We start from the raw sequence: 13,365 nt of genomic DNA on the forward strand, positions 1-13,365 counted from the left end.
CTACCTCCTTGCTCTCAACGACGCCCGTTCGGCGGCCAGCCAGTAAAAGCCGATCAGGCACATGGCGTTATCGAGTCTCCCTTGATTGAGAAGTTCCCAGGCACGATGAAATGGCAACACATGGACGCGGATATCCTCGTGCTCTTCGTCCAGGCCATGCACCCCACCCAGTCCGCTGGTATCGACGAGACCGCAGAAAAGCGTCACACGTTCGTCGCAGGCACCCGGACTAGGATAGTAGCTATGCAGCAAGATGAGGTCCCCGACCTCGCAACCGGCCTCCTCGAGGGCCTCGCGACGGGCCACTTCCTCGGCAGACTCGTCCTTGTCGACCAGTCCGGCCACGCACTCGAGCTTCCACGGGGTGTGGGCGTCTTCCATTGCGCCGGCACGGATCTGCTCCACCAGCACCACGCTGTCGCGTTCGGGGTCATAGAGCATGACGCCCACGGCGTCGTGCCGGCTATGCACCTCGCGCACCACCGCCTCGCTCCAGCCACCTTCGAACTTGCGATGGCGGAAGGTCAGCTTGTCCAGACGAAAGAAGCCCTGGTGCAGGCAATCGCGTGACACCAGTTCGACGTCCTGGGCGGTAAAGGGGGCATCGATGTTGCTCGTTTCCGGCATGGGGACCTCCGCAGACAGATCGGCCCATTATCCGGATCGGTCAGGGGCCCCACAAGGCGAGTCCAGGTGGGGCCTCCTGTCAAGGCGGGAAACGACAGGGAAATCGGCGCGGGTCAGAGCTCGTTGAGCGCCTGATCATAGCTCGTTGAGCAGGGCGCGCGCCTCGGCCTTGAGCGCCTCATCAGAGGCTTCGCGTCCGGCGCGAACCGCGCCGGCGATGGCCTTTTCTGCGTGCTGGCGGGCCTCGGCGTCGCGGCCCTCGTCGGCCAGGTAGGCGGCGTAGTAGTAGTTGACGTCGATACCGCCGGGGCGAATCGTCAGCGCGCGCTTGAACATTTCCTCGGCCTTGTCGTCATCACCGAAGGCCACCGGCCAGCCCGGAGCACGGTCATACAGCGCCCCCAGGGTCACGTAGGCCGAGCCATCGAGGCCATTGGCGTCCAGTGCGATGGCCCGCTCCAGCGCCCGCCGCGCGGCCTTGGCGTTGTCCAGCGCGCCGAGCCCGCCCTTGGCCTTGGCCAGGGACGCCTCGATGATGCCCTCCCACACCAGCAGCTCGCTGACGTTGGGATTGGCCGAGCTCAGCTCGTGGGCCTCGGCGGCCAGCGCCGTCAACGGGGCTTCCTGGGCCGACAAGGCGCTCGAGGTGGTGACGCTTTCCCAGCGGTTCTTGAGCTGGTCGAGCTCACCCTGCCAGGCCAGCGCCACGCCGCTGGCGAGGCAGGCGGACAGGGTAACAAGCGTCAGCGCCGTCGTGGCCAGCAGCCGACGCGGGCGTCGACGCAACGCGGTAGATGGAACATCAGGCGAGGCGGAAAACAGGGTTCGTGACATTTGGCGGCTCCGGATACTGTTATTGTGATGCACCCTGATGCTGGGTGGTCATGGTGGGCGGCCGTAGTGCGCAATCAGGCCGAGCGGTCAGGCCGAGCGGTCAGGCCAAGCGATCAGGCCAAGCGATCAGCCCGAGCGATGCCGAGCACTGACCCAGGCGTTGTGACCCGATACGGAAAGCCACACGCGTTCTGGCGCCCTCCCCGAAATGTAACGAACGTTTGATTTATTCGCCAGTCGCATTCTTCATTGACCGCTCACTGCCTCGCTCCCCCTGACCTTTCCCCCACCACCCAAAGCGCTTGCGACCTGACCCAAGTCGCGGCACCCTCGTGGACCTTGTCTGATTCAACGACTCACCGAGGATCGCCATGAAAGGCCGCAACATGACTCGCTGGCGTGACCCGGCGAAGGATCCCCGTCAGGAACCCAAGAGCAACCTGATCACCCTGGAAGGTGCCGAGCGCCTGAGGGGTATTCTCGACCACCTGAGCCGGGTCAAGCGACCGCAGCTATCGGCCAAGGTCGGCGAGGCGGCGGCCCTTGGCGACCGCAGCGAGAACGCCGATTACACCTACAACAAGAAGGAACTCAACCGGGTCATCGGTCGCATTCGCTACCTGACCAAACGGCTGGATGAGTTGCAGGTGGTGGACCGCCTGCCGGCGGACACCGATCGGGTGTTCTTCGGCGCCTTCGTCACCCTGGAGGACGAAGACGGCGAAGAGATGTCACTGCGCATCGTCGGCCACGACGAGACCGACACCAGCAAGCGCTGGATCAGCGTCGACGCGCCGCTGGCCAAGGCGCTGCTGGGCAAGTCGCTGGACGACGAAGTGACGGTGGCCGCCCCCGGTGGGGAGACCACCTGGCTGATCACCGAGATCCACTACCGAAAGCCGGGTCAGAACACCTAGCCCGGCAGACGCCTAGCCCAGCAGGCACCTAGCCCCTGGCGAGGCGGGCACGGTAGACCCGAAAGCGGCCATTGTCGGCCAGAATCTCGAAGCCGCCGAAGGCCTTCTCCAGGGGATCTGCGTAGGGCAGGAAGGCGTTGGCCACCAGGATCAATTGCCCGCCTGGCGTCAGGTGCTGGGGCGCCTCCTGGATCAGACGGGCCGCCGGGCCGTAGTCGATGGAGCGCTCCTGGTGAAACGGCGGATTCGAGACGATGGCGTCGAAGCGACGACCCGCCAGCGCCGAGTAGACGTCGCTTTCCAGCGCCTCGCCGTTGAGCCCATTGGCCGCCAGCGAGCGCCGGGTCGCTTCCACCGCAAAGGCACTGACATCCACCGCGGTGACATCACGCCCCTGCTGCGCCATCCAGGCCGCAAGAATGCCGTCACCGCAGCCCATGTCGAGCACCTGGCCCCGGGGCGAGGCGGTCTCTAGCTGCTCGATCAGCAGCCCCGTGCCCTCGTCGAACTTGCCGTGTCCGAAGACGCCCGGGTGGCTTGCCAGCGTCAGGCCAGCGGCCTCGAAGCGCGTCCACACCCCTTCCGGGTCGAGGGGCTGGGGCGCCGAACGGGTCGCGAACAGCGAGCAGCGCCGGGCGCTGTCGAGCTTGCGACAGCCCATGCCCAGGGCCGCCAACACCTTGAGTACCCGCTTGATGCCGCCCTGGTGCTCGCCCACCAGCTGCATCGGCGTGCCCTCGGGCAACACCTGACACAGCCACAGCAGCCACCACTCCCCCAGGGCGTGGGACTTGGGCCAGAACAGCACCACACCCGGCGGCGGCGACGCCTCGGGCGAGAACGGAGACAGCGCCGGGCGCCCCTGGGCCTGCCACGCAGCACGCACCGACACATCGGCGCTGATCAGGGTCCCTTCGCCCTGCTCGAGCCAGCCATCCCGAGGCGGCGCCACCCACCACCAGCCGCGATAGTCGGCGTCCTGACGCTCGAGCAGTTGGCAAACCGGGGTTTCGGCACTCATGTCGGGGTCTCCTCACGGGTGTCAGCGCCGCCGTCGCGCGGCGATGGACTCCCCTCGGGGTCGGCCGGACGGCGGAAGGTATAGAGCAGATAGCGGCCCAGCCGCCAGTGGGGGTCCAGGCGGCAGTAGGCGTGCTCCAGCGCCACCAGCTTGTCGAGATCCTTGTCGTTCTGGGGCGGGTGGCGCAGGTAATCGTGGAACACCCTGATCCCCGCCACGCCCTCGCAACGAAGCCCGGCTTCTTCGGTCCAGGCCATCACCTGGTCATGGGTCAGCGGCGAGATCGGTGTCAGCCGCTGACGCTGCCCCTTGCCCTCGAGCCGATCCTCCAGCGCCTTGTCCAGGTTGCCCTTGACCACGTTGGACAGCCGCAGGGCGTCGCGGTTGAACACCATCAGCGACAGTTGAGCCCCTGGCGCCATCAGCGCGGCCAGACGATCGATGGCCGCCCTGGGGTCGCCCAGCCATTCGAGCACCGCGTGGCACACCACCAGCGGCCAGGGCCCAGGGGCCTCGCCCGCCAGGTCCTGCAGCGGCGACGTCAGATAGCGGACCCGGGACGCCTCGACACCCTGGGCGTCGATCGCCTCCCGGGCCCGGTCGAGCATTTCGCCGGCGGGCTCGGCCAGCGTCACCGCATGCCCACGCTCGAGAAACCACTGGGCCTGCTGACCGAGCCCCGCCCCCACGTCCAGCACCGGCTGGCCTTCGAGATCGAGCATCTCCGGCAGTAGGCGGTCCAGCAACGACAGGCGCAGCTCGCCGCGCAGGTGCCCGTAGAGCGACGCCGAGAACTTGTCCGCCAGTCCATCGAAGTGGCGATCGCCATGGACAGACAGCGGCGCACCGCCGGACGCATGACCAGCAACAGAAGCGGCAGCATCAGAAGCAGCGACAGAACCAGCAGCGGGAGTGACGGCAGCGTCACTCGTGGGGTGTTGAGACATCGAAAACGCCAGACAGGTGTGGATAACAAAGAGCCGTGGCGCGCATTCTACCGAGCCAGGCCAGCGCTGACACCCGCCCTCATCACCTGCCTAGCCACCATCCCTGCCACCGTCCCAGTCACCTTCCCTGCCAACTGCGGGTTTATCTTGGCGAGTCAGCCGCTTATAATGCCGCCCCAACGCCCTCTTAGCTCAGCAGGATAGAGCAGCCGCCTCCTAAGCGGCAGGTCGCAGGTTCGAATCCTGCAGAGGGCGCCATGTCGGTCCTGCCACCATTGCTCCCTCCCTTCCGTGCAATTGCCGCCCCTGGCTCCCCTCCCTGTCTGCCTGTCCACGCTGACGCATCGTCTGTCACATGTTCTCGCATGTCCTTCTGGCTGACTGTTCCCCTGACTTTGCCCCCTGACCCTCCCCCCATGCAGCAGTCCACAGCCCTGCTCGAAAATACTATGCAAAATCGGCAGTAGCCCGAAGGCGGCTTAGTGGCGGGATCTCGGGCTCTGTGCCAGCTTTCTAAATCAGAAATATTTTGAAGACGATTCTCGAGCGGTGGCGAATCAGGCGCCGCGCCGGGCGGGCTTTGTTGCGTCCTGTCGATGCGCAGTGCCCCCACACGAGGCTCGGACGCAACCAGGCACGACCGGATCGACAGCACGACGGTGCGGATTAGCGCGATGGAGGCGAACTCCGCCCGGCTCAGACCACCATCGATAACAGAAAGGGAGTTCGGGAAGATGCTTCATCACATGACCACGGCCACCGTCGCCGGGGCGCTGCTCTGCGCTTCGGGGCTCGCGCAGTCGGCCGTTCCACTCGATCAGGCAACCCTCAACGGCGACGAGGTGATCGAGACGCCCGCCGGCGAGATCGAACTGCAGGACAGCTACTTCGATGAACAGGCGTCGCAGCGACTGTTCGACACCATGGACGTGCAACGGGCCGCCCAGGCCTATATCTGGTCGACGCCGCTGGTCAGCACGACGACCTGGCGCGACAACCAGGGCGAAGCCTTCGGTACCGATGAACCCGGTGCCTTTGCTGTCCTCGAGACGCTCAAGGAAAAACGCGGCATCGTCACCGCCAACCTGACCACCCCCTACATCTTCAACTTCACCGATCTTTCCGATGGACCGGTGCAGATCGACTACCCACCCGGCCAGACCGCCGGCGGGGTGCTCGACATGTGGATGCGCCCGGTATTCGACCTCGGCCTGACCGGCCCCGACAAGGGCGAAGGCGCCACCTACATCGTGGTCGGCCCCGGTGATGATCCCGACGACTACCGCGAAGAAGATGCCCACGTCTTCCAGAGCGAGACGAACAACGTGCTGGTGGGCATCCGTATCCTCGATCCCGACCCGGCCTACTACGACACCTATGTGTCCCAGTACCAGATGGGGCCGGTGGGTGACACCTCGCCCAGCACCTTCGTCAAGGGCAAGGACGTCGAGTGGAGCGCCACCGCCCCGCGGGGCCTCGCCTACTGGGAAAAGCTCGCCTCGATCATCGACGAAGAGCCGGTACGCGAGATCGACAAGGCGTGGATGGCGATGCTCGCCCCGCTCGGCATCATCAAGGGAGAAGCCTTTGCACCGGACGAGCGCCAGCGAGAGATCCTGCTGCAGGGCGCGGCCCTGGGTGAGCTGATGACCCGCAACCTGCAGGTGAATCCGCGCTATACGGATGTCTGGTGGGAGGGCACCTCCTGGTACAAGAGCTTCGACTTCGTCGTCGCCCAGGCCACCGATACGCTGCAGCAGATCGACGAACGTGCGACCTGGTTCTACGAGGCGGTCGGCTCCAGCGAGGGCATGGTCAACCCGACGCCCGGCGCGGGACAGGTCTACATGACCACCAAGCGTGACGCCAATGGCGACATGCTGCGTGCCGATCGCAACTACGTGCTGCATGTCCCGGCGGAGGTTCCGGTGGAGCAGTTCTGGTCGCTGACGCTCTACAGCGAAGACACTCGCCGCCCCTATGACAACGGAGGAACGGAGATCTCCGATGTCAGCCTCGACAGCCGCATGGAACAGCTCCAGTACAACGAAGACGGCTCCATCGATCTCTACATCGGTCCGGATGCCCCGAGCGGCCTGGAAAGCAACCACATGAAGACGGTCGAGGATGACGGCTGGTTCGTGTACTTCCGCCTCTACGCACCAGGCCAGGCCTTCTTCGACAAGTCCTTCTCACTCCCGGACTTTGAACTCGTCGAGTAATCCCCTGTTCGACCCGCCGCCCTTGCCGGCGGGTCGCCCCTTTTCACGCCGCGGGAGCCGATCATGAAATGCCTGTCCAGACCCCTTCTGTGCGCCGGTCTTGCCCTGACCCTGCCACTGGCCCTGACACCGGTCGCATTGGCCCAGTCCGAGCGCGCGACGGAACTTGCCAACCTGCCCTTTGAACAGAACCGTCCCACCGAGCAGACCGCCCAACAGTTGATGGAGGAGCTGACCTTCCAGCGAGCGACACAGACCTATCTGTGGGCGCTGCCACTATTGAACACCATGGGAATGCGCGACGGCGCGGCGGAAGCCTTCGGCACCGGCTACAACGTCATGCCCATCTGGACCGAGCGCCTGGACGCCAGGACGCTGATCACGACGCCCAACTCGGACCTGATCTACGGCATGGTATTCGCCGACCTGGGCGAGAGCGGCCCGCTGGTCTTCGAGGCGCCACCGAAGCTGCAGGGTATCCTGCTGGATGCCTGGCAACGCCCGATTCCCGTCGATGGCGGCAACTACTTCGGTGATCTGGGCCTGCCGGGGCCAGACGGTGGCAAGGGCGGCAACTTCCTGATTGTGCCGCCGGGCTGGGAGGGCGACGTTCCCGAGGATCATTACGTCTATCGCTCGGGCACCAACAACGTCTTCTTCTTCCTGCGCTCGTTCTATCAGTCCCTCGACAACATCGCGCCGGCGACGGACCTGTTGAAACAGTCGCTGATCTATCCCCTCGGCGAGAAGGATAGCGCCAGGCCGATGGAATTCCCGGACGCCGCGGGCGGCTCCTACAACATGCTGCCGCGCTCCGATGCCACGGCATTCGACCAGCTCAAGTATCTGGTCGATACCGAAGGAGAAGCCCTGGCTGGCCCCGATTGGCTGGGCATGCTCGAGGGTATCGGCATCGCCTCCGATCGGGACTTCGCCCCGGATGAGTCGACCCGAAAGACACTGGAAGCCGCCGCCCAGACCGGCTACAAGACCAGCCGCGTCATCGGCTTCCAGCACGGTCTGAACGGCGAGGACTTCCGCGTGTACGAGGACCGCCAATGGCTGAATCCGGTCAACAACGTCTCGGCCCGCTGGCCCGACGTGCCGGTCGGGCTCGACTGGATGTCGAGCGAGGCGGGATACCGTGAACTGGACGCTCGCGCCTGGTTCTTCACCGACTACTTCTCGATCAGCCCCGGCATGGTGTCGATGACCCCCGGCAAGGGCGCCTTCTACATGATCGCCTTCGAGGATGCGGACGGCGAGCCACTGATCGGCGACCAGCACTACACCCTGACACTGCCCCCCGATATCCCGGCGGAACTGTTCTGGTCGGTGACGTTGTACGAGGCTGAGAATGCCTCGGGCCTCGACAATGGCCAACCGTTTCCCTCGCTCGGCAAGCTCGATGAACCCGCCCAGGAGGATGACGGCAGCACCCGGCTTTACCTCGGTCCCGAGGCCCCGGAGGGCCAGCAGGACAACTGGCTCGCCACCGCCCCGGGGCGCGGCTTCTTCGCCATCCTGCGCCTCTATGCCCCCGCCGAACCGGCGCTGGATGGTAGCTGGAAGCCTGGCGATATCGAGAAGGCGCAGTAGCTACCGATCCCACCCGAGAATGTGTGAGGGCACCTGGCCAGGTGGCAACGCCCTCACTCGCTATCGCCTTGATGGAGAAAAGCAGAAGGCCCGCCATAGGCGGGCCTTCTGTTTGATCAGCCATGCTGCAGGCCAAGTGGTTCGAGGGCCGTGCTTGGCTACTGGGCTTGGCACTGCAGGGCTTGAGCTCCTGGCCTAGCTTTCGCAGTTCTCGCCGACCCAGTGACCTTCCTGCTCGATGGTGACCTGCTGGCCGTTGTCCATCTCGATCATGCTGTTGAAGTGCTCGTCACTGTGCATCGTGATACTGGCATCGAAGGTGGTCGTGCGAGCGCCGGCGGGACAGGTTGCCTGGGCATCGATGATATCGCCATTGCGTCTGATCTTGATGTCTTCGCAACCTGACGATGTCCAGTCCTCGCGCAACGTGGCGATCATGTCACTGGATTCTTCCGCGGTCATGCACTGCGTCTCGGTCGTCTCCTGAGTCATCTGCTCAGGCATCTGGTCGCCTGACATGCTTTGGATAATTTCCCATTGTCCAGGCTTGAGGTCGCTGGCCATGGCGCTGGTGGATACCGCGATCAGCAGAGAGGCAAGCAAGAGGTGTCGTGACATGGATCCTTCCCGTCTTTTTTTGGTGAAAAGTCGCCGAGGTACCGGCGCCCCCAGCCTATCTCACCAATGACCGGCAAAACGGAAAAACATCCAAAAGAAAGCAATTAAACAACAGAACGTTACATCAAGGATCGTGCTGTCGATGTCGGCACGCTCGCACGCGGGAAGCCATGATCCTGCCGACCCGGGAGGTTCACACCGGGCTCGTCATACCGTCTGTCATGTCGCGCGTCATTCCTCGCGACTAGGCCAGGGCGAAGCCTGGGTAATCCGTCTGCGCATCTTCCCTTGGGCTATCGTGCAGGGGTGTAGACGCAGGGTCGATGTCTCTGCGTTCATCTGTCACGCCGGTCTGGCCCGTCAGGCGTCTCACCAGATCATCGACATAGGCGGCGACATCTTCCGGGTCCAGGGCACGGTGAATGGTGCCAAGATATTCCGCCTGATCGGCTCCGTAGTCTCGGCTACCCAGCAAGGAACTCAGTCCACCGACCGGACCCACACGATTCTCGTGCCCGTAAGACTCGCCACGGGCCAGCAGCCCCGTCAAGCCCACCTCCATCGGCACGAATCTCGCAAGGCCTCTTGCGGCAATGCGCACGTCACACGCCATGACGAGCTCGTGGCCACCATACCGGGCCATGCCTTCCACCTTGGCGATGGTGGTCTGCGGGAGGTCTTCGATTCGCGCAAGAAGACGCTTGAACTCACGTTTTCTGCTGTCGTCATCGCCGACCTGGGGGAACGAGGCACCCTTCAATATCTGGTATCCCGCCAGGCGCGAGAACACTTCAGGGAACCGAGACTGAAAGACGATGGCATCGATTCTGGCATCGCGCTCGAGATGATCCAGCAGCTTGCTCATCTCGTCGAGAAAGATGGCACCGCTCGGGTCCAGCGGGGCCTCCAGGAAGGTCACCCAGGCGGCACCTCGGCGTACCGATACGTTAAAGGTAGTGAAATTTCTGTACTGCATGACAATCCCCTCGGACAGATTCGTGAATCCGTCGCCGGCCTGGCACTGCGGATGGTCGAGCCATTCTGCGCCTTGCACGCCGGCCTCCCGTGGCTACCGTTCAGCTCGATGACACTCGGACCAACTTAGCCCAGTCGAGATGGCTTCAGAATGGCCGCTTTCCGGTTTCAGAATTCGCAAAATCCGTATAATGGGGACCAATTTTTGCCCTTTCAGGCACTTCCCTCACATTCTCTCCCCCGACAAGACGCACGGCAGTGCCAGCTCTCTGTACCAGCTCTCTCTACCAGTTCCCTCTGCTAGCTCTCTACCAGCTCTCTCTACCAGCTCTCTCTACCAGCTCTCATTACCGGTTCTCTCTGTCAGCCCTGTAGGCCGAGACGGCCTGCTCTCTGGCAGACAGCTCCTGGCAGAGCGCTTCGGCAAACGCCTTCACCCGCCGGGGTTGGTCGCGAGCGGGAGGAAACATCAGCTGCAAGGGCTTGGGGGGCGCCGCCACGTCCTCGAGCAGTGGCACCAGCCGTCCCTGTTCAAGGTCTTCCTGGACGTCCAGCTCGGACTTGAGGCAGATGCCATGACCTTCCACCGCCCACTGGCGCACCAGTGAGCCGTCGTTGGCGATCCGATTGCCCTTTACCGTCACTTGCTGCGGTGCGTCCTCAGGCCCAAAGCTCCAGACGTTGTCCAGCGCCGCACCAAAACGCATCACCAGGCAGTTGTGCTGTGCGAGTTCCGTGGGAGTGCCAGGAACGCCATGGCGCTCCAGGTAGGTAGGGGCGGCACAGACGATCCGGCGAAACGATCCCAGCTGGCGAATGCGCAGGCTGCTGTCCAGCACTTGCCCGAACCGAAGCGCCAGATCAAAGCCCTGACCGACGATATCGGTGAAACCGTCCGACAGCGACAGTTCGAGCGATACGTCCGGGTTTTCGCGGGCAAAGTTCGCCATCACCTGGGACACCACCCCGCGGCCCAGGTCGATGGGCACGCTGATGCGAATCGGCCCGGACAGGGTCTGGGCGCCATGACGAATGCGAGATTCCAGCTCCTCAAGCTCTGCCAGCACCTGCTTGCCGCCCTCGACCAGGGTACGGCCTTCTTCGGTGAGGCTGATGGAGCGGGTCGTGCGATTGATCAGCACCACGCCGAAGTACTGCTCCAGCGACGCCAGGCGCTCGGACACGGTGGTACTGGAAAGCCCCGTCTCTCTGGCCGCCGCCACCAGGCTGCCCTTTTCCACGATGGTCAGAAAGAGGCGCATGTTGTGAACGAGCATTATTCGGATTCTCCGGATTTATTTTTCGAATATAGGCGGTTTATCCCCCCAACCCCAGCCGCTACCGTTCATCGCCTCACTGCTGGGCCGGTAACCATGCTCCTCCCTGCGGTGCCTTGAACGAGGCTTCGGTTGCCGACCTCGCATTCCGAAGATCCGGCCCCTGCCGTCCGTCCAGCGTCTTCTCAGGAGTGACCCCATGCGCTTATCTGCTCTTCCCTTGCTTGCCACCAGCGTCGCGATGGCAACGCTCTCGATCGCCGGCCCGGCCACCGCCGCCACCGAGGTGGTGCTGCGCTCGGAGGTGACGCCACAGCCGCTGAACCCTGCCAGAGGCGACGCCAGTCCCCAGGCCAGCGTGCTGTGGGGCGACATCACCAAAGATGTGCCCAGTGGCGCCATCATCGAGTTCAAGGAAGGCTTTGCCTCGCCCCCACATATTCACAACATCACCTACCGTGCGGTCGTCATCGAGGGTGCCGTGCACAATGATGACCCGGATGCCGCCACCATGTGGATGGGTCCGGGGTCGTTCTGGACACAGCCGGCTGGCGAGGATCACATTACCTCCGCCATCGCCGAAGAAGGCGCCACCATCTTTCTGGAAATTCTGAAGGGCCCCTACCTGGTCCAGCCCTCGGACCAGGCCTTCGACAATGGCGAGAAACCCGTCAACCTGGAAGCCGGCAATATGGTCTGGCTAGATGCCGATGCCATCAACTGGCTCGAGGTACCCGGCCAGTCGCAGGAAAAGGGCGCCGAAGTGGCCTTTCTCTGGGGAAGCACCGCGCCCGGAGAAGCCAACGGCTCCCTGCTGAAGCTCCCGGCAGGAGCCTCGGGGACCATCAGCGGGGACGGTGATACCTTGCGCGCGGTTGTCATCCAGGGCGACGCCGAATTGAGCGGGGCCGATATTCAGGGCTCGTCACCGCTTCCCTCTGGCAGCTATTTCAGCGCGAATGACGACTCGGCTCCGCTCTTGACCTGCACCTCGGACGCCGAATGCCTGTTCTACGTGCGCACGGATGGCAGCTTCGACTTCGCGTCGCGCTGACCTCCCGACGCCTCGCGTTCGCCGTGCCCCCGGCCTCCCGGAAAGATTCGTGCAGGCTCGATACCGCGCCTCTGCCCCGGGGGCCGCTCGGTGCTGCCGCCCGGCCCGGCCGGGGGGCGTTGCGCACGGTGAAGGCATGGTTAAAGCAAGGTCGAGGCAGGGTAAGGCATCGCCGGAGCGCCACCGCGACGCGGCCCTTTCATGCCCTGCCTCGGCTCAGCAGCTAACCGCGCTATCTGCGGCGTGGCGCTTGCCTTAAGCTGGTGCCGGGGCCATCAACGTCACCGGGAGCCTAGTGAATGGACACAGATGGACTACGCCTGTTTGTACTGGCGGCCGAGACGCTGAATATTAGCGCGGCGGGACGCCAGCTCGGCATCGCGCCGGCGGTCGCCAGCGCTCGACTATCAAAGCTCGAACATCAGGTCGGCGCCGACCTGCTGCATCGCTCTACCCGCAAGGTATCGTTGTCCCAGGAAGGGGCAGCCTTTCTTCCCTTCGCCAAGGAGATGCTGGCCCAGGAGGACGCAGGGCTCGCCGCCCTCGGCAAGGACAGCGAAGAGGCGACCGGGCGCCTGCGATTCGCCGCCTCCAGCACGTTCGCCCAGCTCTATGTCGCACCGATTCTGCCGGAATTTCTCGAACGCTATCCCAGCGTCAGCCTGGAGTTGCGACTGTCGGATACCCAGACCAACCTGATCGAGGGTGGGTTTGACCTGGCCCTGCGCAACTACCCAATCGAGGACAGCAACCTCAAGGCGCGCAAGCTGGCCGACGACAAGCGCGTACTGTGTGCCTCCCCCGACTACCTGAAGCGCCACGGCGTTCCCAGGACGCCGCAGGACCTGCAAAGCCATCGGCTGGTGGTCTTTCAGGGTGGCACGCCGCGGGCATTATCAAAGAACGGGATGCGCACCCCTCACACCTTTCCCCCGGCCGGGGCCAAGCCCCGCGTCTATTGCGACGATGGCGCCAGCATGAGGGTGGCCGCGGTGGCGGGCACCGGCATCACCATGCATGCGCTGTGGAGCATCCACAAGGACCTGGAGCAGGGGACACTGGTCAGAGTTCTGCCCGACCACGAGGTCGACGATCATTCCGCCATCTGGCTGGTTTACCCGAAAGCCAACGTGCTGACCGCCAAGGTCCGGGTGTTCATCGACTTCCTGCTGGAGAAGATCGGCACACCACCGATCTGGGACAGGCACTGACAGCACTACGCCCTACTACGCCGTACTACGCAGTAGCCGGCGCGCACTGTCAGCGATTTCCAG

General features: G+C 64.1%; 12 protein-coding genes and 1 tRNA gene. 6 read left to right on the top strand and 7 right to left on the bottom strand.

Going from position 1 to position 13,365, the window contains the following annotated elements:
• Both NFH97_RS03720 and NFH97_RS03725 read right to left on the bottom strand, forming a co-directional pair.
• Positions 1-627: an NUDIX domain-containing protein gene (locus NFH97_RS03720; RefSeq protein ID WP_108131435.1), complete on the bottom strand. Its 627-nt coding sequence runs from the start codon at positions 625-627 to the stop codon at positions 1-3.
• A gap of 135 nt (positions 628-762) precedes the next feature.
• Complete coding sequence (locus NFH97_RS03725; protein WP_287162919.1) at positions 763-1,461, bottom strand: hypothetical protein; 699 nt, start codon at positions 1,459-1,461, stop codon at positions 763-765.
• A gap of 371 nt (positions 1,462-1,832) precedes the next feature.
• On the opposite strand from NFH97_RS03725, the gene greB reads away from it, so the two are divergent.
• Positions 1,833-2,378, top strand: coding sequence for a transcription elongation factor GreB (gene greB, locus NFH97_RS03730; RefSeq protein WP_349624445.1), 546 nt, complete (start codon positions 1,833-1,835; stop codon positions 2,376-2,378).
• 28 nt (positions 2,379-2,406) lie between these two features.
• Here the strand turns inward: greB and NFH97_RS03735 are convergent, their stop codons facing one another.
• Positions 2,407-3,399: a methyltransferase gene (locus NFH97_RS03735; RefSeq protein WP_349624446.1), complete on the bottom strand. Its 993-nt coding sequence runs from the start codon at positions 3,397-3,399 to the stop codon at positions 2,407-2,409.
• Positions 3,396-4,346 (bottom strand): methyltransferase domain-containing protein, encoded by a 951-nt coding sequence (locus NFH97_RS03740; protein WP_349624447.1) that lies wholly within the window; start codon positions 4,344-4,346, stop codon positions 3,396-3,398. Before NFH97_RS03740 ends, NFH97_RS03735 begins: the two co-directional genes overlap by 4 nt.
• 181 nt (positions 4,347-4,527) lie before the next feature.
• Between NFH97_RS03740 and NFH97_RS03745 the strand changes: the two genes are divergently transcribed.
• The 3 genes from NFH97_RS03745 to NFH97_RS03755 all read left to right on the top strand — a co-directional run bounded on the left by NFH97_RS03745 (position 4,528) and on the right by NFH97_RS03755 (position 8,167).
• Positions 4,528-4,604, top strand: a tRNA-Arg gene (locus NFH97_RS03745).
• A gap of 476 nt (positions 4,605-5,080) precedes the next feature.
• Positions 5,081-6,568, top strand: a complete 1,488-nt coding sequence (locus NFH97_RS03750) for a DUF1254 domain-containing protein (RefSeq protein WP_349624448.1) — start codon at positions 5,081-5,083, stop codon at positions 6,566-6,568.
• A 63-nt stretch (positions 6,569-6,631) separates the two neighbouring features.
• Positions 6,632-8,167 carry a DUF1254 domain-containing protein gene (locus tag NFH97_RS03755; protein WP_349624449.1) on the top strand — a complete coding sequence of 512 codons (1,536 nt, stop codon included), beginning with the start codon at positions 6,632-6,634 and terminating at the stop codon, positions 8,165-8,167.
• 195 nt (positions 8,168-8,362) lie between these two features.
• Here the strand turns inward: NFH97_RS03755 and NFH97_RS03760 are convergent, their stop codons facing one another.
• From NFH97_RS03760 to NFH97_RS03770, 3 genes are all read right to left on the bottom strand, one after another.
• On the bottom strand, positions 8,363-8,785 hold the full coding sequence (locus NFH97_RS03760; RefSeq protein ID WP_349624450.1) for a DUF3617 domain-containing protein: 423 nt from the start codon (positions 8,783-8,785) through the stop codon (positions 8,363-8,365).
• 244 nt (positions 8,786-9,029) lie between these two features.
• On the bottom strand, positions 9,030-9,761 hold the full coding sequence (locus NFH97_RS03765; RefSeq protein ID WP_348827650.1) for an enoyl-CoA hydratase/isomerase family protein: 732 nt from the start codon (positions 9,759-9,761) through the stop codon (positions 9,030-9,032).
• 346 nt (positions 9,762-10,107) lie between these two features.
• Complete coding sequence (locus NFH97_RS03770; protein WP_349624451.1) at positions 10,108-11,037, bottom strand: LysR family transcriptional regulator; 930 nt, start codon at positions 11,035-11,037, stop codon at positions 10,108-10,110.
• 199 nt (positions 11,038-11,236) lie between these two features.
• On the opposite strand from NFH97_RS03770, the gene NFH97_RS03775 reads away from it, so the two are divergent.
• The gene (locus NFH97_RS03775; protein WP_349624452.1) at positions 11,237-12,091 is read left to right on the top strand and encodes a DUF4437 domain-containing protein; all 855 of its coding nucleotides are present in this window, start codon (positions 11,237-11,239) and stop codon (positions 12,089-12,091) included.
• 299 nt (positions 12,092-12,390) lie between these two features.
• Positions 12,391-13,302, top strand: a complete 912-nt coding sequence (locus tag NFH97_RS03780; RefSeq protein ID WP_108131427.1) for a LysR family transcriptional regulator — start codon at positions 12,391-12,393, stop codon at positions 13,300-13,302.
• The last annotated feature ends 63 nt before the right edge of the window (positions 13,303-13,365 follow it).

The organism is Halomonas sp. SCS19, assembly GCF_040147015.1.
GTDB lineage: Bacteria > Pseudomonadota > Gammaproteobacteria > Pseudomonadales > Halomonadaceae > Halomonas > Halomonas litopenaei.

Bases quoted from the DNA above. Each gene is read 5' to 3' on its own strand.
- NFH97_RS03775 (WP_349624452.1), top strand. From the start codon at position 11,237: ATGCGCTTATCTGCTCTTCCCTTGCTTGCCACCAGCGTCGCGATGGCA.
- NFH97_RS03770 (WP_349624451.1), bottom strand. From the start codon at position 11,037: ATGCTCGTTCACAACATGCGCCTCTTTCTGACCATCGTGGAAAAGGGC.
- NFH97_RS03740 (WP_349624447.1), bottom strand. From the start codon at position 4,346: ATGTCTCAACACCCCACGAGTGACGCTGCCGTCACTCCCGCTGCTGGT.
- NFH97_RS03725 (WP_287162919.1), bottom strand. From the start codon at position 1,461: ATGTCACGAACCCTGTTTTCCGCCTCGCCTGATGTTCCATCTACCGCG.
- NFH97_RS03765 (WP_348827650.1), bottom strand. From the start codon at position 9,761: ATGCAGTACAGAAATTTCACTACCTTTAACGTATCGGTACGCCGAGGT.
- NFH97_RS03780 (WP_108131427.1), top strand. From the start codon at position 12,391: ATGGACACAGATGGACTACGCCTGTTTGTACTGGCGGCCGAGACGCTG.
- NFH97_RS03755 (WP_349624449.1), top strand. From the start codon at position 6,632: ATGAAATGCCTGTCCAGACCCCTTCTGTGCGCCGGTCTTGCCCTGACC.
- NFH97_RS03760 (WP_349624450.1), bottom strand. From the start codon at position 8,785: ATGTCACGACACCTCTTGCTTGCCTCTCTGCTGATCGCGGTATCCACC.
- NFH97_RS03720 (WP_108131435.1), bottom strand. From the start codon at position 627: ATGCCGGAAACGAGCAACATCGATGCCCCCTTTACCGCCCAGGACGTC.
- NFH97_RS03750 (WP_349624448.1), top strand. From the start codon at position 5,081: ATGCTTCATCACATGACCACGGCCACCGTCGCCGGGGCGCTGCTCTGC.
- greB (WP_349624445.1), top strand. From the start codon at position 1,833: ATGAAAGGCCGCAACATGACTCGCTGGCGTGACCCGGCGAAGGATCCC.
- NFH97_RS03735 (WP_349624446.1), bottom strand. From the start codon at position 3,399: ATGAGTGCCGAAACCCCGGTTTGCCAACTGCTCGAGCGTCAGGACGCC.